Source organism: Chryseobacterium sp. OSA05B (genome assembly GCF_019970065.1).
Lineage (GTDB): Bacteria > Bacteroidota > Bacteroidia > Flavobacteriales > Weeksellaceae > Chryseobacterium.
Window position 1 is genome coordinate 194106 of the sequence record NZ_JAHXYH010000004.1, and the last position, 22765, is coordinate 216870.

The following is a 22765-nucleotide window of genomic DNA, read 5'->3' on the forward strand; positions in this document are numbered from 1 at the left end:
TGAATTATGATAAAAACCGCAACACGATCAACCATTTTTTTGTTTCTGCTTTTTGGATTTCTGGGATTTTCTCAGAACAAGAAAAATTTTTCCAGTATCCCGAATATTTTACAGCAGATCATTCCCAATGACAGGATCGATTCCTGGGTGCTGGTGTACAACAGCTATGGTAAAAATCAGGAAATCAGGACTTCAGGCGGGAAGAAAGACTATACCCCACAATTTTCCGGCTTTAATTTATTCCCTACAGAAGACAGCTTTTACTATATCGCTTATGCTGCAAGCGGAAAGATGAATTACATTACAGATCTTGAAGGTTTGAGGAAATTCGTTGGAAAAATTGACAATGCGGAAGAAGCGGCTATCGTTTTAACGGCCGAAGGATATATGGTAGACGAGGAGTTTAAAGATGTTGCCGGTAACTATTATGAAGATGCAGCCAATTATTATCTGGACCTGGGAAAACTTACCTCAAAGGAATGTCCTTACCAGAAAACGCATTATACACTGACTGTCAGTAAGTCTTCAGGAACTGTTTCCAATGTGAAAGACAACGGAACCTACATTGAACTTTACAATAAAAAATGCGCCAATAATCCAAGGCTTTTAAAAATCCAGAAAAAAGAAGAACCAAAGATGACCCAAAGAAATCTACCAAACGAAAATAACGTTTACGAAACAGAAAGACTGATCATCCAGCCTGTATCGGTGGATGACAGAGAATTTATTTTTGAACTTTACAACAGACCGAAGTTTATTCAATACATCGGAAATCGAGGAGTAAACAGCATTGCTGATGCTGAAAACTATATTATGAACAGGTTTCTTCCCCAGTTTGAAAAATCCGGTTTCGGAAACTATGTGGCCGTAACGAAAGATAAAGGCGAAAAAATAGGCGCGGTAGGCATCTTTGAAAGAGAAGGCCTCGATGTTGTGGATATAGGTTTTTCCCTGCTGGAAGAATTTGAAGGCAAAGGATATGCCTATGAAGCGGCTCAAAAGGTAAAATCGATCGGGATGGATATCTTTGGCCTGACAAAACTCTCTGCCATCACCTCAAAAGATAATTTTTCATCACAAAGCCTCATTAAAAAGCTGGGACTGGAATTCAAAAATTATGTGACGCTTCCCAATGACGATGAAGAATTAATGTACTTCGAAACAAAATAAATTCTAATTTCAGGAAGTCAAGCAGGAAGAGGGAAGTTGTTGAAATCTGAAGCATAACCGCATCACAAACTTTATTATTTTTTTAAACGATGTCATCAAATTTTACGATGACTGTTAAAATAATGCCCAATAGTACTTCCATCATCCCACTTCCAGCTTCCAACCCTGTAATTTCTATCCTTCCAGAATCTGGTCAGCCGCCGTTTTAGAGGTTACTTTCTCTATCACTCTTGTACAGATTCCGTTTTCATCAAAAATAAAAGTGGTTCTTACGATCCCCATATAGGTCTTTCCGAATGTTTTCTTCTCCTGCCAAACCCCGAATTTTTCGATGGCATCGTGATTCTCATCAGCAAGAAGATCATATGGAAAAGCAAACTTACTGTGGAAGTTTTTCTGCTTCTTTACACTGTCTCCGCTGATACCCAGCAGTTGAAATCCTGCTTTTTTAAGCTTTGAGTAATTGTCACTCAGATTGCAGGCTTCTACCGTACACGTCGGCGTGCTGGCCTGAGGATAAAAGAAAACGACTAATTTCTTTCCGATCAGTTTTGATGAGGTTATGGTTTCACCATCCTGATTTGTTCCTTCAAATTCAGGTAATTTATCTCCAACTTTCAGCATAATGAATTAATTTTGTTCAAATTTAATGGTTAAATGACAAAAAAGCAAAGAGCTGAAATCGTTCAGAACGAACTGGAGAAATTATACCCTACCACACCTGTTCCTTTAGATCATACCGATCCTTACACCTTAATGGTTGCTGTAGCACTTTCTGCACAGACGACTGACAAAAAAGTGAATCAGGTGACTCCCCATCTTTTTGAAGTGGCCGGAACTCCGCAAAGGATGGCCAAACTGGAAGAATTTGAAATTAAAGAACTGATCAAAGAAATAGGACTGTCCAATACAAAAGCAAAAAACCTGAAAAGAATGGCTGAGCTTTTACTGGAAAGACATGATGGTATTGTTCCCCAGACCTATGAAGAACTGGAAGCGCTTCCCGGAGTTGGACATAAAACCGCTTCTGTGGTCATGAGCCAGGCCTTCGGATTTCCTGCTTTTCCGGTGGATACACACATTCACAGGCTGATGACGCAATGGAAGCTTACTTCGGGAAAAAACGTCGTAGAAACGGAGAAAGACGCCAAGGCTATATTTCCGGAAGAAACGTGGAATAAGCTTCACCTGCAGATTATTTTCTACGGAAGAGAGTACTCACCGGCCAGAGGAAAAGGGGAGAAGGATTTTCTAACGAAAATGATGTTTGAGAAATAGGGGTGAATTTGAGGGGAGTTATAAATTGTGAGTTATGAGTTTCGGGATGAGGGGTTCGGGTTTGAGAGTAGGAGAGTTTGAGGGTTTCTGAGTATGCAAGCTTGAAATAAGTTGCTGTTTTTTTTATCTATTGTCAATTTTACTAAGTTTCTTCCAATGAAGCTCTCCTCTCAGATCGAACAGAACTTCGTACAGCTTTCTAAGTCCTCTGGTTCCCATCATGCCATAGTCTCTGATGTTTTTTGATTTCAGATCATCATAATCTATCGTTAAATAAGCTGTTGGCTGGTCTGAATAACCTACTTTGTAATTTTCATCCAGATTTTCAAAATCCATATAGTTCAGCAGTTCCAGAATATTTTTGAGCCGCTCTTCAGATAATTTTGAGTGATAAACTCCTGAATATTCCTGGAAATTAACTGTATTATATCTGCCAGCGGTCCATTCTATATCAAGTCCGGAAATCTTTAAGGTAAAATCAGGGCAGATTCCATAACAACCGGATGCGCGGAATTCAATGGCTGAAATGCGGTGGTTTTTGGGCGCATTATTTTCTTCAATGAAATCTCCAAATTTATAAACTAGAAGATCTTTTTTCAGCTTATATGCACTGAGATATTCATTTTTAATACTCAAATACTCTAGTTGATTATCCTTTACCTGAGTAAATGAGCATATTTCGTGAAGCTGACCGTTGCTTATCTGTTTGGTTTCAAAGCCACTTCCTTTGTCAAGAATACAGATGGTTGCAGGTCCGTCTCTTTTTTTTCCGGTAATGAGAATGTCCGTAAGTCCGTTCCCATCAAAATCACCTTTTATCCAGGGTTGTATCTTAAGACTGTCGGCGAAAGCAATGCAATTGGAGTCATACTTAATCTTATCGGTGACAGAAACATACTGAGTAATTTCTTTTCTGCCGATGAATTGCTGAACGTCCTCTGCAGTTTGCAGAGAATCGATTGAATTTGTCCTTTTTAAGCCTTGGGAGTATAAACTGACCAGAGATAGAAAAGACAGCATAAATGAAAGCTTATGAACCATATGGATAGGATGGATTACTGAAATTAAATAAAAAAGTTTAAATATCTAGGAGCCTTCTGTGATAATTGATCTGACCCAAATGATAATCCAGATGGGTAATCAGGTGGATCAGAAAATATCCTGTAGTCATCTTATCTTCAAAAACAACAAGGGGATATTCTTTTTCAAGAACTTCTGCGTTTAATTGGCTCAGGACATCATCTACCATAGCCGTGGTTGCTGCTACTTTTTCAATAAGTTCTGTTCTTGGAATATCTTTTAATGAAAATTCAAGCTCCCGGTTTCTGATATAGCCTGTTTTGCCAAGCTCTGCACCCAAATAAGTATTGAGATTTCCAACCAGATGCAGACATAGATTTCCCGCTGAATTAGCTATATTTTGATCAGTTTTCCAGATCGAAGATTCATTCCGGTAAGATTCTATTTCAGTTTTTAGTTTATTCAAATCTCTGTTGTAAAGAGATTTCAGGCTTTCTATGATCATTGTAATCGGGTTAAATTAAACAAAAAAAGATGGGACATTAAAATTAATCATCCCATCTCTATTATTTTTACTTTTTTTAATAATTCTATTGCTGCTTCTTAGCCCATAGCTCCATCTTTCTGTTCAGAACATCAAGCGGAAGACATCCCTGACTTAAAATCTCATCATGGAAGTTGGCTAAATTAAACTTCTTACCAAGCTGTTTCTGATACTGTTCTCTAAGCTCACGGATTCTCAACGATCCAATTTTGTAGCCTAAAGCCTGACCCGGCATCGCCATATATCTTTCCACTTCTGCAGTAGCACTGGCTTCATCATAAGAGATATTACTCAGGAAATATTTGATAGCTTCTTCTCTGCTCATGGTTCCCGTATGAATTCCGGTATCTACGACCAATCTTACCGCTCTCAGCATCTGATCACTCAGATAACCCATTTTCTGGTAAGGATCTGTATAAAGGCCAAACTCAGGTCCAAGAGTCTCACAATAATGCGCCCAGCCTTCTCCATAAGCCCCAAACCATCCGAATCTCATGAATTTGGGAAGCTTCGTATTTTCCTGCTGAAGAGAAACCTGATAGTGATGTCCCGGTATTGCTTCGTGAAGGAAAAGAGATTCCATTCCTGAAGTCACATTGAATTGGGTAGGATCAGGAATCGGCATATAAAATATTCCCGGTCTTTTTCCATCCGGAGTTCCCTGGATATACTCTGCGCTGGCACTTGCTTCCCTGAATTTTTCCGTTTGTCTGATCTCAAACTTCGTTTTCGGCGTGACGCTGAACATGGTTTTTAGTTTAGGAGTGATCTTCGCTAGAATACCGTTAAATCCATTTAAAACCTCTTTAGAAGTCTTGTAGGGCATAGCTTTAGGATCTGTTTTTACAAAATTGATAAACTCTTCCAGTGTTCCTGAAAAACCAACCTGCTGTTTTACTTTTTCCATTTCAGCACGAAGCATAGCGACCTGTTGAACTCCGATTTTATTGATTTCCTCAGGTGATTTCTTCGTCGTTGTCCAGCTTTTAGCGTAATATCTGTAGATCTCATTTCCGTTCGGAAGGCTGTTATAACCATCCGTATCTCTGGCTTTCGGCAGATATTCCTTCTCCAGGAATGTGCCCATTTTCGTATAAGCCGGAATGATCTTTTTGGTGATTGCTTCTGCATACAGAGCCGAATATTTATCTTTCTGAGCTTTGGTGAAGCTTTTCGGGAAATTTTTTACCGGTCCGTAGAAAATATTTTTATCCATTTCAGCCGTTGTGATCTCTTCTGCTCTCATCTGAGGAATCATTTTAACGACCAGTTTTTTTGGAAGAACCACTTTATTGGTGATTCCTTCACGGAAATTGTCGGCTGCTGCATTCATCCATTCCGGGAACTTTTCCATTCTTTTCAACCAGTCGCTGTAGTCTTTTTCTGTTTTAAAAGGCTGGCTTCCTTCTCCGCTTCCATACAGCGGAAAGTTCAGGGGAAGTCCTCCGAACTGGGTAAAAGGAATATATTCCGGGTGATAGGCGTAGGCTTCGATTTTATCTTTTAAAGTATAATCCAGAACATCGTAAACTACCTTTTCTTCATCTGAAAGGCCTTTATAGTCAACACTTTCCAGCTGTTTCTGGACAGAATTGTAAAAGGCAACCTCGCCGGAAATAAAGTCCTTGTCTATATTGATCGGAAGCTGGTCGTTGTATCTCGTATCTCCCTGAGAAGTAGCTTCTAAAGGGTATAGTTTCAGATACTGCTCATAATACCTGGATGCAATGGAATCCATATTTGTAGGCGTCACCTTTGTCAGGGGAGAATCGGATTTTTTGCAGGATGCAAGGCTGATCACCAGTCCAAGCCCTAAAATACCTTTTGATAAAATGTTTTTCATTTTCAGAATCTTTATGCAGCAAAAGTAAGTATTATTGGCATATACGGAATAATCAATCATAATGATTTAAAAAAATAATTTTCAAAATATTTTCAACTTTGAATCAATTTTTTATCTTTGTCTAAAACGTTTAACAATCATATTATTACAGCTCTTTTTTAAGAAATAATGAAAGGGATTTTAAAAATTTACCATCCGGAGGAGACCCTAAAATACAATATTAGAAACACTTATTGTAAGGCGGTCTACAGCAACCAACAACATTTATTAGAGGTTGAAATTTTAACGGATGACAGTTTGGATCATGTAGATGATGATTCATTACAGTACAACTTTCCGCAGCTTTCACTTGAAATTTTCGATTTTCCTATCGAATCGAAGGAAATTGAAGGAAAAGTGATCAGGATTAATGATTCTGAAGAAGAAACCTACACGGAAGTTGATTTATTCGATGACGAAGACGCCTTTATCTATGATAATGAGCTCCAGTTTGAGAAAAATGAAGAAGGCGAGCTTCAGGTCATATGGAAGGGTACTATCGACGATTTCTATACGGGATCTGATGCGCCGATCCCATTCCGTTTAAAATGCGAATTTACGCAGGATGACATTGATGTAGGCGAGGAATAGCCTCTTTTTCGTCCTTTTTATATCAAATTTCTTTTCAAAATTTCTTTTGGAAAGAAATTTGCTGCATCTGAATTATAACAAATTTTAAGTTGTTTTTAAGCAATTTTTAAGAGAGCAATTCATAATATTCCACTACATTTGTCGTTAAAATTTTATAAAAATTCACATTAATGCTGTTAACGGAACTTACTCAGATTTTATTTGCACAGATTACTGCTCCTGCAGTTGCAACAGACGATTTAGAATTTTCATTTTGGAAGATCATGTTCCACGGAGGGGCTTTCGCTAAAATAGTGATGTTTGTCGTTCTGGCTTTAGGTGTGTTTTCGCTATACCTGTTTTTTGAACGTTTCTTCTTTATTAAAAGGCTGACTTCAAAAACAGATGCCAATTTCATGGAGAATATTGAAGATTTTATCAAAGAAGGAAAGATAGAATCTGCTGCAGATTACTGTAAAAGACAAAACTCTCCTGAAGGAAGAATCCTGGAAAAAGGAATTTCAAGACTGGGACGTCCTGTTTCCGACATTGTAAGTGCTATGGAATCCCAGGCTCAGGTAGAGGTAGCGAATATGGAAAAGAACCTTAACCTTTTGGCTGTAGTACCAAGTATCGCACCGATGCTGGGGCTTTTAGGTACAGTTATCGGGATGATCATCGCGTTCTTCAACCTTTCTCATGCAACGGGATCTTTCTCTCCAAAAACATTGTCTGAAGGTATTTATACGGCATTGGGACAGACGGCGGTAGGTTTGGCTGTAGCTATTCCTGCTAACTTTTTTTACAATATTCTTTTAACGAGAATTGACAGATTTGTATTGAAAGCTCAGAATATGTCCGGAGAATTTTTAGACCTTATCAACAAACCTTTATAAATCTTTCTTATGAAATCGCTGGCCAGAATGTTTTCAAACAATAGCGATTCCATCTGACCATTAAAAAAGTAAAAATAAACAGATGAAAATTCAGAGAAGAAATAAAGCGAATCCCGAATTCAGTTTGGCAGCGATGACCGATGTTATCTTGCTGATGCTGATATTCTTTATGATCACTTCGTCAGCCGCCAATCAAAGCGCGATTGATGTAAAGTTGCCAAAAGCGGGAGCAGTTGAAGATAATATTCCTAATCCTTTGACGGTAAGTATTAAACCGGACGGAACGTATTTTGTAGATGATAATCCTGTGACAAGAGATCAGCTGGAAGCTGTCATTGTCAGTAAATTAACAGGTCAAACGAATAGATCTTTTACCATTCGTGCGGATGAAAATACGATGCACAAAGATGTAGTCTTCGTCATGGAAATCGCCGAAAAGAATAAATTTAATATTGCGATTGCAACCGTTAAAGATAAATAATGACTCCGAAGCATTCGGAAAGAATCATTTAAAATGAAAAGTTACACAGTAAACAAAAACGAGCAAAATAGAGACCGGATAAAAAGTGCAGTACTTTCTATCCTGATCTGGTCCGGGATCCTGCTTTTTGTTTTTCTTTATAAACTGAAGCCGGAACTGGATAAGCAGCCGGATGAAGTGGTTACAACGATGCTCGTTAATTTTGGTGATAACAGAAACGGAAAAGGTATTGAAGAGCCGGCAGATCAGCCGGGAAGTCTTGCCGCAGCCACCGAAGAAGTAACTCCTGAACCCGTTGAAACAGCTGTGCCCGAAACGAAAACGGTCATCAAACCTGAGCCTGCACCGGAACCCAAAAAAACGGAAGTGAAGGAAAAGGTGATTACGGGAAATAATTCGAAGGTAAGCGTTCCTAAGAAAGAAGAATCCAAAAAAGCAGATAAGAAGACGGCCACCAGTGCAAGTGCTTCAAAAAATACAAAGAAATCCGGAGCCACAACGGCTAATTCCAAAACCGGAAACGGAGATGGAAAAGGAACGGCAGCCATCGGAAATCTGATCAGAGGAAGAGGGACAAAAGCGGGAAGCCAGGGAACAGGTGAAGGTATTGGAAATGCAGGAGATCCTTTAGGAGGTGACGGAAACGGTGACAGTAAAGTAGGAATCGACCGAAAACTGATAGGCTATATTCCCGGAACGATGGGAAGAGGCGGTGCACAGCCCAGCAACAGCTGTACTGCAAGCGGAACCATCACCATTGCTTATACGGTAGATAAAGCAGGAAATGTAGTTTCTGCAAGAAGATCAGGAGGAGCATCAGATCCCTGCATATCTTCTACAGGAGTGTCCTGGGTTAAGAAATATGTAAAAGCAGAAAAGGCAAGTACATCTTCTACCGGATCTTATAAAATTACATTCTAAAAATACAAAAGCACTTTATTCAAGTGCTTTTTTTATTTCATTAATTCTGTTGATAACCGGTAGTGCGAAAATACCACTGGTCTGGAGATACAATTCGTAGAACGTTTTTGCTTTGTCTAAAAATTCATTATTTTTTTCTCCTCTGCCCTTAAAGTAGAACAGATTTCCCAACATCTCGTAATAGTCTTTGTGATCTCTTTCCTGCCTTTCGTTGACGATTTCTATAATGTCTTCTTTTGTTTTTGAGGAAAGGGTAGTAAAATCAAATTTGAAAATATCTCTCATCAAAGAATCAAAATCTAATTCTTTCTGCATTAAACTTTCTTCAGGCTTGTCTAAAATCAGTTTTTCCAGCGCTTGAGTTAACTGACGTATTAATCTTAATGTAAATTCTTTATCTGTGATCATAATTGAGTTTATTTAGTTGCTAGTTGTCGGTTTTGTAGTTTATGTTCGCCAGCTTAACTGGACGTATTTTATAAAATTATTTATTTTTCCTCCTAAGAGTTGATATTGTTCTGTTTTATTCTTTAAATCTGGGATTAGGTCTGGATAAAGTCTTATTATTTTGAATAAATGGCTTACTGTTTCGTCACAACTTGCCTGTGAATAAATGATACAATCGGGTGGAAACCAGAAAACTAGCAACCAGCAACTGACAACAAATTAAGCAAAAAACAAATACGCCAACACAATCGAAGTAATAACGCCCACTAAATCCGCGAGAAGCATAGCAATTACCGTGTATCTTGTGTTCTTTACAGCTACGGCCCCAAAGTAAACCGCAATCACGTAAAACGTCGTATCTGAGCTTCCCTGAAGAACCGCGGCTAATTTCCCCTGAAAACTGTCTGCCCCAAACGTAGCCATCGTATCCACCATCATTCCACGGGCTCCTGAACCTGATAATGGCTTGATTAAAGCGGTCGGAAGTCCGTCTACAAATCTTGCATCCAGATTGGCGTTATACGCAACCCATTTCATTCCGTCAATAATCACATCAAAAACGCCGGAAGTTCTTAGCAGAGAAATAGCAATCAACATTCCTACTAAATACGGAATAATTTTCACACAGGTTGTAAAACCTTCTTTTGCACCTTCAATAAAAGCATCAAAGACATTAATTTTCTTATATACCGCACCCAGAACAATGGCTAAAAAGATAAAAAGAATCAATCCGTTACTTAAAACTTTACTGAAATCATCCAGTTCGTCTTTGCTCAGCTGAACCAGATATAAAACCAATAACGCAATAAGGGCTGAAATTCCTCCTACATAAGCCAAAACAATAGGTTTCAGTAAATTTATTTTTTGGTACAATGAAACCACAATCATAGCGGCTAAGGTGGCTGCAAATGTTGCGATCATACAGGGAAGAAAAATATCAGTCGGTGTTTTTGAACCCATCGAAGCCCGGATGGCAATAATAGAAACCGGAATTAAAGTCATCCCTCCGGCATGAAGACACAGAAACATGATCTGTGAATTGCTGGCAGTGTCTTTATTCGGATTTAACGTCTGCAGGCTTTCCATGGCTTTTAAACCGAATGGAGTAGCGGCATTGTCCAGTCCCAGAAGATTCGCGCTGAAATTCATCAGCATATGTCCGAAGGCAGGATGGTTTTTAGGAATGTCGGGAAATAATTTTGAGAAAAAAGGTTGAATTAATCGGCTCAACAGATTAATTCCTCCTGCTTTTTCAGCAATACTCATGAATCCCATGAACAGGGTCATGATCCCGATCAGACCGATACAGATCTTAACTGCTGTTTCTGAAGTCCCAATCACACCATCTGCTTCCTGAACCCTGTAGACTTTTACATTCTGTTTAAGAGAATCTGTTTTATAATGGATCCTGCTGTCCGCAAAATCATTCTTTTTCATCAGGCTGTCTCTGACAACCGGGGTAAGCGTATTTATAGGCTGTGAAGCGATCTGAACCGTATCACCGCCTTTTCCTACCACCATATCATTGAAGATGGTTTTGTAGTGGCCAGACGAAATGTATTTAATACTGGCAATGCCAATGGCAATGATAATGAAAGCCGACCAAATTCTGCTTAGGACCATTTAATTTTATTTTGGATTTTAAATGTAGTGAAAATTACTAAAAAGAGAAATTGAAAAAGCAGTATTGCCGAAAAGGCAAGATTTTTAGTTAAGATTTCCTCACCAATTTTGCTATTCTATAGCTATACATTTTACTTTGCCATTTCCTTTAATCTACTAGCTGTTTCCGGTTTAATTTCCCCCAAATATTTTAGCTGTGATGCATCTTTATTTGTAAGTAGACTATAGAAAATGCATGCATTGAAAAATGAACCCGTTTTATTTGGATGAATTTCATCTTCTAACAGTTCAATATCTGGATATTTTGTTATGACTTCATAAAACTTTTCACCGTTTTTAGATTGAATTAAATCATTTTTGGAAGCCAGTAAACTGTGCCCCTCTGAAAGTAATTTTTGATGGTGCACAAAATCTTTAATCAGTGGCGAGCAGGATGCCGGGGCAAGTATTATCTTAGATGGATAGCAGTATTTTTGTGGATAATTCTCCTTTCCGGCCCATGTTGTGAATAATATGAATTTACAGTCCGGATTAGAAACCAGTTTCTTTATTGCCTTTATGGAATAGTCAATATCCAGATCTCGATCTTCAGGAATTAAAATACTTAATTGTCCGGTCTGCATAATAATGACATCCCAATTTCTTTCGGCAATCATTTTCTCTGTCTCCGTAATTTCAGAGCCGGTCTTTTTTCGTGTATTTATCATGTTTTCAGTCCGAGCGACAATAATATTATCAAGATGATCAGACAATGACATACCAGGAAAAGTACTTTGATAGATTTTAAAATTTTGATCGGTTTCGTTCAACATGGCTTGAAGCATTTTCGGCATATCATGAAAATAGGTTAAACTATTTCCAATAAAAAGAACATTTACTTCTTTGTCATGTTTTAAATTTTGAGATTTACAAAATGAAACACAAAATATAATTAGTAATAGCAGAGCGTTTTTCATGGAGTTGTGAATTAGTGCTAAATGTAAATGTTTTTTCAATATAAACATCATAAAGGCAGAAATTCTCTTTAGTAAACGGTGAAAAGATTATTTATTATTTTTCATCAAGATAAACCAGATATCCCTCAAAGTCATCGTCCAGGCTTTTCAAAACCTTTGCATCATCCATTTTCCTGGCAAGACTGTCGATGAAAAAATTCTTTTCAAAAAACTGACGGTGAATTCCCGGAAGCAGTTCCATGAAATAATCCATGCCAATTTTGTTGTTGTGAAGATCCATTTTGGTTTCCAAAGGCTGATTGGGAAACAGTTCTTCATGCATATCGGTTATTCTTTTGCAGAAATCCAATGCTTTTTCCGGTGAAGAAACCTTGCAGCAGTACATCATGATGAAACAGCACCAAAGTGCATGTCTGAAAGCATTTCCGATGCCGTTATTTGATGCCGTTTTAGGAAACTTTTTCTGGGCAATGGCAAAAGCCTGTACCGTTGCATGAAAGCTTAATAATGCAAAAAGAGGATGGGGGAGAAGAAGCGATAAAAGACGCATGATCTTTTTCAGGCTCATGCTTCGGATGGTATTAAAAAATATCTTAAAAGTCCTCATAAATAAAAATCTCTCCCTAATTAGAGAGAGACTGTATAGTGTTTGTTACAGATCTTATGCTTTTGCAGCTAATAAATTAACTGTTTTAGCTACCGTATCTTTAATTTCAGTTCTTTTTATGATGAAATCTACGAATCCTTTTTCCTGTAGGAATTCAGAGGTCTGGAAACCTTCCGGAAGATCTCTTCCGATCGTCTCACGGATTACTCTCGGACCTGCAAACCCAATCAGTGCTCCCGGCTCAGCCATGATAATATCTGCTGTCATAGCGAAAGAAGCGGTGATTCCTCCAAAAGTAGGGTCACAAAGGTAAGCGATGTATAAAAGTCCTGCTTCAGAAAGCTGAGCAAGCTTAGCCTGTACTTTAGCAAGCTGCATCAGAGAGTAAGTGGCTTCCTGCATTCTCGCTCCTCCGGACTGACAGATGATCATGTACGGAAGCTTGTTGGCGATACAGTAATCTACCGCTCTTCTGATTTTTTCACCCATTACAGAACCTAAAGATCCACCGATAAAGGCGAAATCCATACATGAAACCACCATTTCAGTTCCTTTTACGGTTCCTACTGCATTTCTGATGGAGTCTGTAAGTTTTGTCTTTGCTCTTACTTCTTTCAGACGGTCTTTATAAGGTTTGGTGTCCTTGAAGTTTAAGATATCAATACTTTCCACATTGGCATCCAGTTCTGTGAACTTACCTTCGTCAAAAAGGATTTCAAAAAATTCTGCACTTCCTATTCTTACGTGAAATCCGTCTTCAGGAGAAACGTAGCTGTTTCTTCTCAATTCATCATGCTCCACTATTTTTCCTGATGGAGTCTGATGCCAAAGGCCTTTGGGAACATCCTTTTTTTCATCAGTAGAGGTGGTAATGTTTTTTGCTTTTCTTTTAAACCAGTCGAATGCCATTTTGATTGTATTAGGGTATAAATGTAAAATGTATTAATGTAAATTGCATCCATCAGGAATACTTTTTACATTAATACAAATGTACAGTTCTTATTTTAAAGTATTTACGTTATTTAAGTCTTCAAACGCCTGAACCAGTCTTGTAGAGAAAGTTTCCTCACCTTTTCTTACCCAAACTCTTGGGTCGTAGAATTTCTTGTTAGGTTTTTCTTCTCCTTCCGGGTTTCCGATCTGAGCTCTTAAATAATCGATATTGTTCACCATATAATCTCTAACCCCTTCCGTGTAAGCGAACTGAAGGTCAGTGTCAATATTCATTTTGATTACTCCATAGTCGATAGCTTCTCTGATCTCTTCTAAAGTAGATCCTGAACCTCCGTGGAATACAAAGTTAATCGGCTTATCAGCTGTTCCGAATTTCTCCTGAACATATTTCTGAGAGTTGTCAAGGATTTTTGGAGTAAGAACCACATTTCCTGGCTTGTAAACTCCGTGTACGTTACCAAAAGCAGCCGCAATAGTAAAGTTGTCAGAAATCGCTTTCAATTTTTCGTAAGTATAAGCGATATCTTCCGGTTGAGTATATAATTTAGAGTTGTCTACATCAGAATTGTCTACACCGTCTTCTTCTCCACCTGTAACACCGATCTCAACTTCTAAAGTCATCTGCATTTTAGCCATTCTTTCGAAATATTGAGCTGAAATTTCAAGATTTTCTTCCAGAGATTCTTCAGAAAGATCCAGCATGTGAGAAGAATAAAGAGATTTTCCTGTCTGCTTGTAATACTCTTCACTTGCGTCTAATAATCCGTCGATCCAAGGCAATAATTTCTTAGCACAGTGGTCTGTATGTAAAATCACAGTTGCTCCGTAAGCTTCTGCAAGAGTATGAATATGTTTTGCTCCGGCGATAGATCCTAAAATAGCTGCTTTCTGACCGTCGTTGTTTAGTCCTTTTCCTGCATTAAAAGCTGCTCCTCCGTTTGAAAACTGGATAATTACAGGAGAGTTTAGTTTTGCTGCGGTTTCCATAACAGCGTTTACATTGCTTGAACCAATTACATTTACTGCAGGCAGTGCAAATTTGTTTTCTTTAGCGTACTGAAAAATATCAGTAACTAATTGACCTGTGGCAACTCCTGCCGGAAAAATTCTGCTCATGTTTTACTTTTTATTTTAAATTATTAGGCTTTTTTAAAATTCCTGTAAAGGTAATCATTTTTGAGGAATTACTAATTTCTTTTGTCCCTCCCCCAAAGCAGCTTCTGACGGATTGTTTCGTAGAAACTTAAATGGTTGGGCTGTACCAGAAGGATCTGAAAATCTGCCTTTTTGATGATAATTTCTTTGTCGGTTTCTATATGAACCAGTCTCGAGTCCAGAGAAAGTGAATACTGTGGCACTCTGCTTTCCACTCTAAACTTGATTTCCACCCTGTCATTCACCACCAAAGGTCTTACATTCAGATTATGGGGAGCGATGGGCGTAATGACAAAATTTTCGTTGTTCGGAGAGATGATAGGTCCGCCACAGCTTAACGAATAAGCCGTAGATCCTGTAGGAGTGGAAACAATAACCCCGTCACCCCAGAAAACATTTAAAAATTCATCGTTGATATAAGAATCTACCGTAATCATAGAGGTGGTTTCCTTTCTCGAAACGGTAACGTCATTCAGTGCATAGGGAAAAAAATCGTCAGATCTTGGAGAAACTACTTCAATCACCGCACGGCGGCTGGTTTTCACATCACCTTTCAGGATGGCATCAAGTTCTTTGAATGCTTCTTCTTTGGTAAAACTCGCCAGAAAACCTAATCTTCCGGTATTGACACCCACGATCGGAATCTCCAGATCTTCAATGAAAGTAAGGGAATTCACGATGGTTCCGTCACCTCCGAAAGTAAAGAAAAGGTCTACCTCCTTATCCAGAAGGTCCTGTTTGTTGTTGAATGTTTCAAATATCTTTGAGAACTGAAGTGCTTCAGCCATTTCATCGTACAGAACAGATTTTACGCCTCTAGTTTCAAGCTCTGAGATAAACTTGCTTAAATATAAAAAAGTATCGAGGTCTTTTTTCTGAGAATATATGGCTGCCTTCATGTTATATTTCTATGAATTTTTGGAAAAATCCGAACCGGTCTTTAAACAGATCTGATTTCTCGTCAGAATAGTATTTTTCAACAATCCTGTAATCGTACCTGTCAAAAGTAGCGTCTATCGAGGAGAGATTTTCATTGCTGATCTTTATGGTCACGTGAATCACTTCATCGGACATAAAAGAGATAAATCCACCATAAAACTTCGAGTTATTGCTTTCCACAATATTAGCGATCTCCGTCATCGAATATTTTCTGGCTGGTGTTTCTATCGTAAGGATAGCTCCGGTCTCGGAAAACAGGGGATAGCGGGAAAGGTTCTGAAAAATATCTTCACAGGTGATGTACCCGAGGTACTTTTCATTCTTATTGATTACCGGTATCACATTAGCGCTGAAAGTGTAGAACAGGCGGATGCTGTCCATGATATTATTGTCTTCCAGAATCGCAAAACGTTCAATCTGATGTTCAAGATCTTTCAAAGTTCCATCACCTTCATAAAGAAAGTCTTCTGCGATAGCGCCGTAGAAGTGGTGAGATTTTTTGATGAAAATATGAGAATATCCGAAATCGTCTAATGTGTTCCTTGCTGATTCTATTGAGTCAGTCAGGCTAAAACACGGAAAGTCTTTTGAGATATAATCCTTGATAAACATTGTGCTAATTTATAAAAAATTAAATGAAACTATTTCTGAAAACATTACTTTTTTTCAGGAAAAATGAAAAAAGTGACATCAAAATTTGTTTGTAAAGAAAAAAAAGGTATCTTTGTCGCCTTTCATTTTTACTTTTTATTAGATTTATTTCAAACTGCACTGTCTTTTAAGGACATATGCAGTTTTTTTATTTTAGGGCTTTTGCAAACTCCCACATCACAATTCCACCACATACACTCACATTTAAAGAATGCTTGGTTCCCAGCTGGGGAATTTCCAGAAATGTATCAATATTGGGCAGCGCTTCATCACTTATTCCTTCTACTTCATTTCCCAAGATCAGTGCATATTTTTTTGATTTGTCAATGCTGAAATCTGTAATCATAACACTGTCTGTGGTCTGCTCAATTCCGATGATTTCATATCCCCGGCTTTTATAATCGCTGATAGCCGTATTGATGTCGTTTTCATGACCCCAATCTACACTTTCCGTAGCGCCCAGTGCTGCCTTATGGATTTCACGGTGAGGGGGCTGCGGTGTAATACCACAAAGAATAATTTTTTCGATCAGAAAAGCATCTGCCGTTCTGAAAGAGGCACCCACATTGTGCATGCTTCTGAGATTGTCTAAAATAATGACCAATGGAATTTTCTCAACCTTCTTAAATGTTTCTACATCGATTCTGTTAAGTTCTTCCAGTTTTAATTTCTGTACCAATTGTTTTATTTTGTTGAGATTAATTTTCCGTCTCTGTAGACCTCCGTCTTTTCAACGCTTCCGTCTTCACGGTAATGAACACGGGTTCCGTTCCATTTATCGTTGGCAAATTCTGTTTCACGCTGCAGTTTTCCTGACGGATAAAGCGACTTCCATTTTCCGGTAGCGATTCCGTTTTCATATTGCCCGATTTGCTTTACAGACTTTCCGTTTTCATAAAAGACTTTACTTTCACCATGTAATTTAGCGAATTTATAATTAGAAATTTCAGCAATTACACCTCCGGGCGTATAAAAAGTAGCTGTAAAGCTGTTATCATAAACATTTTTGTCGCCATTTCTGAAAACTTCCTTCGAAGTCAGAACGCCATTCTTGTCGAAATAAGACCATTCTTTCACCTTATAATCTTTCTTGTATTCCCCTTTAGCCTGAACCTTTCCGTTGTCGTGGTAGTAAATGGCGTCACCTTCCACTTTGCCTTTTTTCCATTCAAGAATCTGTTTTACCTGTCCGTTTTCAAAGAAATCTTTGCAGGATCCTTCCTGAAGTCCGTCTTTAAATCCACATGGTTTTTGTGCTATTGCCCACGATGATGCGGTCATTATTAGCAGAAAAAAGTATTTCATAGATTTTTTTATTTCAAAAATAGCAAAATACTTATATTTGAAATAAAAATATAGTATGAAAAAAATATCCGCTTTACTACTGTTGGTATTCTCTTTTATATGGGCAGAAGCGCAGAACACCTATTATCCACAGGCTTTTTTTGATAAAAAGATGGCTCGTGAGATGCTTAGTTTCGGAAATTCAACCATTGAAGGAGTGGCTTCCACAAAACAGAAAAATAACTGGGGGATCAAACCTCTGCTAGGAGCAAAACATTATGCACCTAAAGGAACCGTAGTGATGCTTTTTCCTGTAACGCCTTATTTTGATGAGTTTTACAGCATGAGGAGAAAATATGAAAACAAGAAGACGACCGTATATATGTCCGAAGATGCCTTTAAGTATAAACTGGAAGCGCTAACGGATGATTACGGAAGATTTAAGTTTGAAAAATTAAAACCCGGAAAATACTATCTGGAGACCATCGTAAACTTTACGGCGACTGGCAGTTATCAGGAACAGACCGGTAGAACGGATTCTTATAACGCATACGGAGGATATCTGTATTCTTCGCCGATCTACCAAACGTTTTTCTATGGCTATTCTGCTGCAAACAGAGAAAGCAAATTTGTAGAAATTAAAGAGGACGGAGAAATAAAAGAAATCAAACTTTAAAAGGCTGTTTTTTGATTAAAATTGAATTTAAATAAATTTAAAAACCGCTTCAGTAGAAGCGGTTTTGTTTTTAAAATTAATGTATTAAAGCATATTACTACCTCGGTTCACAGGCTTCCGGGCCATTGTTTTTCCACATGGGAGCTTCTCCGGGTTGATCTCCCGAATTGGCATAATAATCTGCTTTCCATTGAGATTTATTATAATTAACATAACTTCCGGACTCATAGCTTTTTATGTTGTTCCAGGCCGTTGCTATATGGCTTATTAATTTCCAGGCATCATTGATGTCCGGTGCAGGTTCTCCAGGGTTGATGTAGTTTTTATTTTCCCAGATTAATCCTTTATAACTTACTTTATGCGTTTTTTCCCCGGGATAAGCCGTGCCTGAGCTCCACGCAGGATAATCTCCGGCAGATGGATCCGTGCAGTCGCCGGGTTCCGGGTTTGCATCCGCTTCTACTAATAATTTAGCAATGGCATTGGCTGTTTCCCCGATGCTGTCTCTTACTACACACGAAATGTCGAAACTTGTACTGGTCTTCACATCTTTTGTAACATAGGTGATGTGAGACATATTATGACCGATATCCGGCGAGGTTAAAGGATTGGGAAGATTCCATGAGTAGGTAAAAGGACCTTCTCCTCCCTTTACCATTGCATTGAATTTGGCATCTGTTCCGGATTTTACATTTTGTGGATTGGGCATAATTTCCAGGGTAGGGTTGGATGGAGCAGAGCTGTCTTTTACTGATAAAATTGCCTGTGCTTCAGATGTTTTGCCATTTTTATCGGTTACCATACAGGTTATCTCAAAAGTTCTGTTGCCTATTGCATCATTTGTTAAATAAGTGATGTGGTCTTTATCCAGGCGATTATCCTCTGAGCGCAATCCTGACGGTAAATTCCATAAGTAAGTGAATGGAGCATCACCACTAACCGAACTATCAAAAGAAGCATTTTCACCCTTTTCCACTTCGTTGCTGGAAGGATTTATGCTTATATCAGGACCAGGTTCAGTAGCACCGTCAAAATCAAGATCGAATGTTTGATAAAAGGCATGACCGGTATCAGATACGATCCATGCGACGATCATTACGTGATGTCCTGTTTTTTGAGGTAATGATACGTTGGTCTCTGTGGGAACCGTCCCATAAGGTAAAGGAGTAGGGTAATGATGTTTATGAAATGGGGCTGGCTCAAGCTGAGCAATGCTAATTCTTTCTGCGGGACTCCATCCATCCTTTGTAATCCAATAATTAAAGCCTCTTGTGGAATGGGGCGCGCTGTATTCCCACTTCATCTTAAAGTTTTCACCTGAGCTCACTTTTATTCTGGGCCATGTTTTTCCTTTTTTAGCCTGAAGTTCTGCATCCGTAGAGTTGACAATGTCCCAGTCGGAACCATGTTCATTGGTCCAGCCTCCACTGCAAATAAAATGATCAGGAGGGATGGGTCTGAAAGGATCACCATCCTGAGTGTCTTCAGGGTATTTGTCTAATCCTGAGATTTCCTTGGTAGGAAAAAATTTTCCTCCTTCAAATTGAAGAATATTCCATTCTCCTAACCATCCTTGTCCGTAGGAATAAGTGCCGCGTGTATTAAGCGCATAACCGTGTCTTGTTTCTGGCATAGTTTTTAAAATTTAAGTTAATATTATATGGTATTAGTTTTAATACTACTTTAGTTTTTAAAGTCTAAGTAGGGATTTAGACTCTAATGAAACAAAACGGTTTGATTTCTAGTAAAAATAGATAATAAAAAATTATAAAACAAGAATTCCGTAAAATAATTCACCGAATGATGAATTTTAGCATACGAAATATTTTAGGTATTTATTTACTGATAATCAGTTGAGTGTAATTATTTTTTCAATCCCATGATCTGATGAACACTTTTTTCTATACTTTGTGCCAATGCTTCCATCGGAATATCGTTTTCATCATTATTAAAGGGATCCTCAATTTCCTCTGCAATAAGCTCCAGGCTCATCAGTACATAATAGACAAAAACGGTAAGCGGAATCATTAGAAGCCCGATCGTAATGACGTAGGCAACCGGAAGTGCCAGTACATATAAGATGATAAATTTCTTGACAAACGATGAATAAGAGTAGGGAATAGGTGTATTCTTGATTCGTTCACAGCCACCACATACATCCAGAAACCCGGAAAGCTGAGTGTCAAGATACAGCATTTCAATATCCGAGATCTTGCCTTCTTTTTTCAACTGGTTCAGTTTGTGTGTTAAAAGAATAATAATTTCACTGGGACCGTGATGTTTCAGCGCATTTTCAATTTCGGAATAATCTTCATCCAATGCCAGTCTTGTAGACTCCTTAGATAAATGTTTGGCCAGGAAATGCGGAAAATACTTTAAATATCTAGAGATTTGTTCTGCGTTCTGACGGTCTTCCCCTAAAATTGTATTGATCTTTACCGCGAAGTTTCTGGTGTCATTCACCAGTTTACCCCAAAATTTTCTGCCTTCCCACCATCGGTCGTAGGCCGTATTTGTTCTGAAAACCAGAAGCAACGAGAGTACAAAGCCCAATAAAGAATGAATCATTCCTACATTGCTTACACCAGATTTTGTCGTAAGATGAAGATATTCCACCTCCAGATACTGAATGCCCCATGAATACAGTCCCACAAGGATCATTGTTGGAAAAAGGATCTTCATGGTATCACTTTTATGCATGCTGAAAAGGATTTTCAGGAAATGCTTGGTATTGTAGGCTCTCATAAATTCGCTAAGTCTTGCAAATATAATTTTTTCATTTCAGCTCTGCTTTATCGGAAACCTTAAAATAAGTTTAAAAAGGCAAAGGGTGAATTGGCTTATGCAAGATGAAAGGGACTAAACCATCAAGTTTCTTAAAAATCATCGATTTTTTAATCTTATGTGTACTTCTTATACTCAATATTTTAAACTTAAAAATAACCAAAGTGTTTAAAACCTTTTGTCACTTTTGTGGTTAATAATTTTTCTTAACCACTGATTTCACAGATCATACCGTATATTTTTAATGTTATCCGGATTAATGTTTCAAAGCATTTTCACTTTGTGGTTTAAATCAGGCTTCCAAAGTGCCCGTTACCATTTTTTAATTTTCACAGATTTCAAAAAAACACTATTTTTATTTCGCATTAAATAACAAAATAAGATGATCCTCGAAAACGTAGATGTAGTCAACGATATCAGTAAAGAAGATTTTCAGAAGAATTATTTCAAAAAACATAAGCCGCTTTTGATCAAAAATTTTGCGGCCAGATGGGATGCCTTCGACCAATGGAATCTTGCCTATATTCGTGAAAAGGCTGGTGACCAGGACGTTCCTCTGTATGATAATAAACCGGCTGATGCTTCCAAAAGCTCAGATGCACCGGTAACGAATATGAAGATGAAAGATTATATCGACAAGATCAAAAGCGGGCCATCAGATCTGCGGATATTTTTCTATATCATCACAGACAGACTCCCGGAACTGCTGAAAAACTTCACCTATCCTGACCTTGGAATCAAATTTTTTAAGCGATTACCCACACTTTTCTTCGGTGGAAGTGAAGCGCATGTTTTGATGCATTATGACGTGGATCTCGGAGACTTTCTTCATATTCATTTCGAAGGAAAAAAAAGGATACTGTTATTTGATCAGAAACAATCTGCCTTCTTATATAAAGTCCCGCTATCCGTTCATACCGTGTATGATATAGATTATGAGAACCCTGATTATGAAAAATTTCCGGCTTTACAATATGCAAAAGGATACGAGATTTTCATGGAGCACGGGGATGCACTCTTTATTCCGGGGGCATTCTGGCATTTCAACAGATACCTGGAACCGGGATTTTCGATGTCGCTCAGAGCGCTTCCCAATAAACCTGGTGTTTTCGCCAATATGATGTACCATGTTTTTATCATGAGGTATACAGACAAACTCTTGCGTAAGTTATTTAAGGCTAAGTGGGTGAATTATAAGCAGAAGTGGGCGTATGAGAAAGGGACGGAAGCTTTTGAAAAGAAAAGGAAATAGTCTGGAAGGCAGAAGGTACTGTTGGGATCCTTGTCAAAGTTTTAAACCTTGATAAGGATGTTTCGATTGAATCTTAAAAGTTTACGTTTTCAGTACCAAACTATTATCTTCCGGCATCCATCTCTCATCTCCCATCTTACTCATTAATAAGTCCGAAAATCTTGGCATTCACAAATTTTCCTTTTTCAAAAAAGTAATCACGCAGAATTCCCTCATCCTTAAAATTTAAAGAATGTAAAAGCTTTTCGGAAGCAATATTGGCAGGGTCTGTGAACGCGTCTATGCGGTGAAGTCTCATACTTTCGAATCCATAGATAAGGATAGGAAGAATGGCTTCTTTCATATAGGAATTTCTCCAGAATTTAGGATTCAGTTCATAGCCTATCTCAGCCCGGAAATGCTCAGGATACCAGTTGTGATAGCCACATGTTCCAATAACTTTCTTTTCAGATTTCAGTTCCAGAGCCCATCGGAAACCTTTGCCTTTCTCGAATTCATTGTTAAAATGAGTGATGATATTTTGTGCGTCTTCCAATGTTTTGAAGGTTTCGAGATCATAATATTCCATCACTTCATCCTGGGAAAAATATTCGAAGAGATCTTCTGCATCATGGGGAGCCAGCTGCCTTAAAAGGAGTCTTTCAGTTTCTAAAACCGGATAGATCATATCACTTA

Annotated in this window: 25 protein-coding genes; 8 read left to right on the forward strand and 17 right to left on the reverse strand. The window is 38.2% G+C overall.

Going from position 1 to position 22765, the window contains the following annotated elements:
- Positions 1-6: 6 nt before the first annotated feature.
- Positions 7-1170: a GNAT family N-acetyltransferase gene (locus tag LC419_RS16630; RefSeq protein WP_223608414.1), complete on the forward strand. Its 1164-nt coding sequence runs from the start codon at positions 7-9 to the stop codon at positions 1168-1170.
- Positions 1171-1344: 174 nt separating this feature from the next.
- Here LC419_RS16630 and bcp read toward each other — a convergent pair whose 3' ends face one another.
- Entirely contained in the window at positions 1345-1794 is a 450-nt protein-coding gene (gene bcp, locus LC419_RS16635) for a thioredoxin-dependent thiol peroxidase (RefSeq protein ID WP_072924390.1), read from the reverse strand.
- Positions 1795-1827: 33 nt separating this feature from the next.
- On the opposite strand from bcp, the gene nth reads away from it, so the two are divergent.
- Positions 1828-2448, forward strand: coding sequence for an endonuclease III (gene nth, locus LC419_RS16640; RefSeq protein ID WP_223608415.1), 621 nt, complete (start codon positions 1828-1830; stop codon positions 2446-2448).
- 123 nt (positions 2449-2571) lie between these two features.
- On the opposite strand, the gene LC419_RS16645 is transcribed toward nth, so the two are convergent.
- The 3 genes from LC419_RS16645 to LC419_RS16655 form a co-directional block, all read right to left on the reverse strand.
- The gene (locus LC419_RS16645; RefSeq protein WP_223608416.1) at positions 2572-3468 is read right to left on the reverse strand and encodes a DUF6438 domain-containing protein; all 897 of its coding nucleotides are present in this window, start codon (positions 3466-3468) and stop codon (positions 2572-2574) included.
- Between the two features lie 58 nt (positions 3469-3526).
- Entirely contained in the window at positions 3527-3973 is a 447-nt protein-coding gene (locus tag LC419_RS16650; RefSeq protein ID WP_223608417.1) for a DinB family protein, read from the reverse strand.
- Positions 3974-4058: 85 nt separating this feature from the next.
- Complete coding sequence (locus LC419_RS16655; RefSeq protein ID WP_223608418.1) at positions 4059-5855, reverse strand: DUF885 family protein; 1797 nt, start codon at positions 5853-5855, stop codon at positions 4059-4061.
- A gap of 168 nt (positions 5856-6023) precedes the next feature.
- Between LC419_RS16655 and LC419_RS16660 the strand changes: the two genes are divergently transcribed.
- The 4 genes from LC419_RS16660 to LC419_RS16675 all read left to right on the forward strand — a co-directional run bounded on the left by LC419_RS16660 (position 6024) and on the right by LC419_RS16675 (position 8762).
- On the forward strand, positions 6024-6485 hold the full coding sequence (locus tag LC419_RS16660) for a hypothetical protein (RefSeq protein WP_223608419.1): 462 nt from the start codon (positions 6024-6026) through the stop codon (positions 6483-6485).
- 170 nt (positions 6486-6655) lie between these two features.
- Positions 6656-7360 (forward strand): MotA/TolQ/ExbB proton channel family protein, encoded by a 705-nt coding sequence (locus LC419_RS16665; protein ID WP_090026274.1) that lies wholly within the window; start codon positions 6656-6658, stop codon positions 7358-7360.
- A gap of 82 nt (positions 7361-7442) precedes the next feature.
- Positions 7443-7841 carry a biopolymer transporter ExbD gene (locus LC419_RS16670; protein ID WP_223608420.1) on the forward strand — a complete coding sequence of 133 codons (399 nt, stop codon included), beginning with the start codon at positions 7443-7445 and terminating at the stop codon, positions 7839-7841.
- 33 nt (positions 7842-7874) lie between these two features.
- Complete coding sequence (locus LC419_RS16675) at positions 7875-8762, forward strand: ferric siderophore ABC transporter substrate-binding protein (protein ID WP_223608421.1); 888 nt, start codon at positions 7875-7877, stop codon at positions 8760-8762.
- Between the two features lie 15 nt (positions 8763-8777).
- Here LC419_RS16675 and LC419_RS16680 read toward each other — a convergent pair whose 3' ends face one another.
- The 10 genes from LC419_RS16680 to LC419_RS16725 all read right to left on the reverse strand — a co-directional run bounded on the left by LC419_RS16680 (position 8778) and on the right by LC419_RS16725 (position 17399).
- On the reverse strand, positions 8778-9170 hold the full coding sequence (locus tag LC419_RS16680) for a hypothetical protein (protein ID WP_223608422.1): 393 nt from the start codon (positions 9168-9170) through the stop codon (positions 8778-8780).
- Between the two features lie 258 nt (positions 9171-9428).
- Positions 9429-10832 carry a nucleoside recognition domain-containing protein gene (locus LC419_RS16685; protein WP_223608423.1) on the reverse strand — a complete coding sequence of 468 codons (1404 nt, stop codon included), beginning with the start codon at positions 10830-10832 and terminating at the stop codon, positions 9429-9431.
- Positions 10833-10963: 131 nt separating this feature from the next.
- Complete coding sequence (locus LC419_RS16690; protein ID WP_223608424.1) at positions 10964-11788, reverse strand: DUF4886 domain-containing protein; 825 nt, start codon at positions 11786-11788, stop codon at positions 10964-10966.
- 94 nt (positions 11789-11882) lie between these two features.
- Positions 11883-12395, reverse strand: coding sequence for a hypothetical protein (locus LC419_RS16695; protein ID WP_223608425.1), 513 nt, complete (start codon positions 12393-12395; stop codon positions 11883-11885).
- Between the two features lie 54 nt (positions 12396-12449).
- A complete protein-coding gene (accD, locus tag LC419_RS16700; RefSeq protein WP_223608426.1) occupies positions 12450-13304 on the reverse strand; it encodes an acetyl-CoA carboxylase, carboxyltransferase subunit beta in 855 nt (284 codons plus the stop codon).
- A gap of 90 nt (positions 13305-13394) precedes the next feature.
- Complete coding sequence (gene fbaA / locus LC419_RS16705; protein ID WP_047451199.1) at positions 13395-14465, reverse strand: class II fructose-bisphosphate aldolase; 1071 nt, start codon at positions 14463-14465, stop codon at positions 13395-13397.
- Between the two features lie 71 nt (positions 14466-14536).
- Complete coding sequence (locus LC419_RS16710) at positions 14537-15403, reverse strand: NAD kinase (RefSeq protein ID WP_072924403.1); 867 nt, start codon at positions 15401-15403, stop codon at positions 14537-14539.
- Between the two features lies 1 nt (position 15404).
- Positions 15405-16055 (reverse strand): CBS domain-containing protein, encoded by a 651-nt coding sequence (locus LC419_RS16715; RefSeq protein ID WP_223608427.1) that lies wholly within the window; start codon positions 16053-16055, stop codon positions 15405-15407.
- Positions 16056-16242: 187 nt separating this feature from the next.
- On the reverse strand, positions 16243-16773 hold the full coding sequence (locus LC419_RS16720) for an RNA methyltransferase (RefSeq protein WP_223608428.1): 531 nt from the start codon (positions 16771-16773) through the stop codon (positions 16243-16245).
- A 5-nt stretch (positions 16774-16778) separates the two neighbouring features.
- The gene (locus tag LC419_RS16725) at positions 16779-17399 is read right to left on the reverse strand and encodes a toxin-antitoxin system YwqK family antitoxin (RefSeq protein WP_223608429.1); all 621 of its coding nucleotides are present in this window, start codon (positions 17397-17399) and stop codon (positions 16779-16781) included.
- 55 nt (positions 17400-17454) lie between these two features.
- Here LC419_RS16725 and LC419_RS16730 point away from each other — a divergent pair, with 55 nt between their 5' ends.
- The gene (locus LC419_RS16730; RefSeq protein ID WP_223608430.1) at positions 17455-18054 is read left to right on the forward strand and encodes a hypothetical protein; all 600 of its coding nucleotides are present in this window, start codon (positions 17455-17457) and stop codon (positions 18052-18054) included.
- Between the two features lie 97 nt (positions 18055-18151).
- Here LC419_RS16730 and LC419_RS16735 read toward each other — a convergent pair whose 3' ends face one another.
- Complete coding sequence (locus LC419_RS16735; RefSeq protein ID WP_223608431.1) at positions 18152-19687, reverse strand: lytic polysaccharide monooxygenase auxiliary activity family 9 protein; 1536 nt, start codon at positions 19685-19687, stop codon at positions 18152-18154.
- 230 nt (positions 19688-19917) lie between these two features.
- Positions 19918-20799, reverse strand: coding sequence for a bestrophin family protein (locus tag LC419_RS16740; RefSeq protein WP_223608432.1), 882 nt, complete (start codon positions 20797-20799; stop codon positions 19918-19920).
- A 421-nt stretch (positions 20800-21220) separates the two neighbouring features.
- Here LC419_RS16740 and LC419_RS16745 point away from each other — a divergent pair, with 421 nt between their 5' ends.
- A complete protein-coding gene (locus LC419_RS16745; RefSeq protein WP_223608433.1) occupies positions 21221-22090 on the forward strand; it encodes a cupin-like domain-containing protein in 870 nt (289 codons plus the stop codon).
- A gap of 136 nt (positions 22091-22226) precedes the next feature.
- Here the strand turns inward: LC419_RS16745 and LC419_RS16750 are convergent, their stop codons facing one another.
- Complete coding sequence (locus LC419_RS16750; protein ID WP_223608434.1) at positions 22227-22757, reverse strand: GNAT family N-acetyltransferase; 531 nt, start codon at positions 22755-22757, stop codon at positions 22227-22229.
- Positions 22758-22765: the final 8 nt, after the last annotated feature.

What these genes read in the sequence shown, in the direction of transcription:
- LC419_RS16645 (WP_223608416.1), bottom strand. Translation starts at nt 3,468, where the DNA reads ATGCTGTCTTTTCTATCTCTGGTCAGTTTATACTCCCAAGGCTTAAAA.
- accD (WP_223608426.1), bottom strand. Translation starts at nt 13,304, where the DNA reads ATGGCATTCGACTGGTTTAAAAGAAAAGCAAAAAACATTACCACCTCT.
- LC419_RS16715 (WP_223608427.1), bottom strand. Translation starts at nt 16,055, where the DNA reads ATGTTTATCAAGGATTATATCTCAAAAGACTTTCCGTGTTTTAGCCTG.
- LC419_RS16630 (WP_223608414.1), top strand. Translation starts at nt 7, where the DNA reads ATGATAAAAACCGCAACACGATCAACCATTTTTTTGTTTCTGCTTTTT.
- LC419_RS16710 (WP_072924403.1), bottom strand. Translation starts at nt 15,403, where the DNA reads ATGAAGGCAGCCATATATTCTCAGAAAAAAGACCTCGATACTTTTTTA.
- LC419_RS16690 (WP_223608424.1), bottom strand. Translation starts at nt 11,788, where the DNA reads ATGAAAAACGCTCTGCTATTACTAATTATATTTTGTGTTTCATTTTGT.
- LC419_RS16695 (WP_223608425.1), bottom strand. Translation starts at nt 12,395, where the DNA reads ATGAGGACTTTTAAGATATTTTTTAATACCATCCGAAGCATGAGCCTG.
- fbaA (WP_047451199.1), bottom strand. Translation starts at nt 14,465, where the DNA reads ATGAGCAGAATTTTTCCGGCAGGAGTTGCCACAGGTCAATTAGTTACT.
- LC419_RS16680 (WP_223608422.1), bottom strand. Translation starts at nt 9,170, where the DNA reads ATGATCACAGATAAAGAATTTACATTAAGATTAATACGTCAGTTAACT.
- LC419_RS16655 (WP_223608418.1), bottom strand. Translation starts at nt 5,855, where the DNA reads ATGAAAAACATTTTATCAAAAGGTATTTTAGGGCTTGGACTGGTGATC.
- nth (WP_223608415.1), top strand. Translation starts at nt 1,828, where the DNA reads ATGACAAAAAAGCAAAGAGCTGAAATCGTTCAGAACGAACTGGAGAAA.
- LC419_RS16650 (WP_223608417.1), bottom strand. Translation starts at nt 3,973, where the DNA reads ATGATCATAGAAAGCCTGAAATCTCTTTACAACAGAGATTTGAATAAA.
- LC419_RS16730 (WP_223608430.1), top strand. Translation starts at nt 17,455, where the DNA reads ATGAAAAAAATATCCGCTTTACTACTGTTGGTATTCTCTTTTATATGG.
- LC419_RS16745 (WP_223608433.1), top strand. Translation starts at nt 21,221, where the DNA reads ATGATCCTCGAAAACGTAGATGTAGTCAACGATATCAGTAAAGAAGAT.
- LC419_RS16685 (WP_223608423.1), bottom strand. Translation starts at nt 10,832, where the DNA reads ATGGTCCTAAGCAGAATTTGGTCGGCTTTCATTATCATTGCCATTGGC.
- LC419_RS16735 (WP_223608431.1), bottom strand. Translation starts at nt 19,687, where the DNA reads ATGCCAGAAACAAGACACGGTTATGCGCTTAATACACGCGGCACTTAT.
- LC419_RS16675 (WP_223608421.1), top strand. Translation starts at nt 7,875, where the DNA reads ATGAAAAGTTACACAGTAAACAAAAACGAGCAAAATAGAGACCGGATA.
- LC419_RS16670 (WP_223608420.1), top strand. Translation starts at nt 7,443, where the DNA reads ATGAAAATTCAGAGAAGAAATAAAGCGAATCCCGAATTCAGTTTGGCA.
- bcp (WP_072924390.1), bottom strand. Translation starts at nt 1,794, where the DNA reads ATGCTGAAAGTTGGAGATAAATTACCTGAATTTGAAGGAACAAATCAG.
- LC419_RS16725 (WP_223608429.1), bottom strand. Translation starts at nt 17,399, where the DNA reads ATGAAATACTTTTTTCTGCTAATAATGACCGCATCATCGTGGGCAATA.
- LC419_RS16750 (WP_223608434.1), bottom strand. Translation starts at nt 22,757, where the DNA reads ATGATCTATCCGGTTTTAGAAACTGAAAGACTCCTTTTAAGGCAGCTG.
- LC419_RS16740 (WP_223608432.1), bottom strand. Translation starts at nt 20,799, where the DNA reads ATGAGAGCCTACAATACCAAGCATTTCCTGAAAATCCTTTTCAGCATG.
- LC419_RS16660 (WP_223608419.1), top strand. Translation starts at nt 6,024, where the DNA reads ATGAAAGGGATTTTAAAAATTTACCATCCGGAGGAGACCCTAAAATAC.
- LC419_RS16665 (WP_090026274.1), top strand. Translation starts at nt 6,656, where the DNA reads ATGCTGTTAACGGAACTTACTCAGATTTTATTTGCACAGATTACTGCT.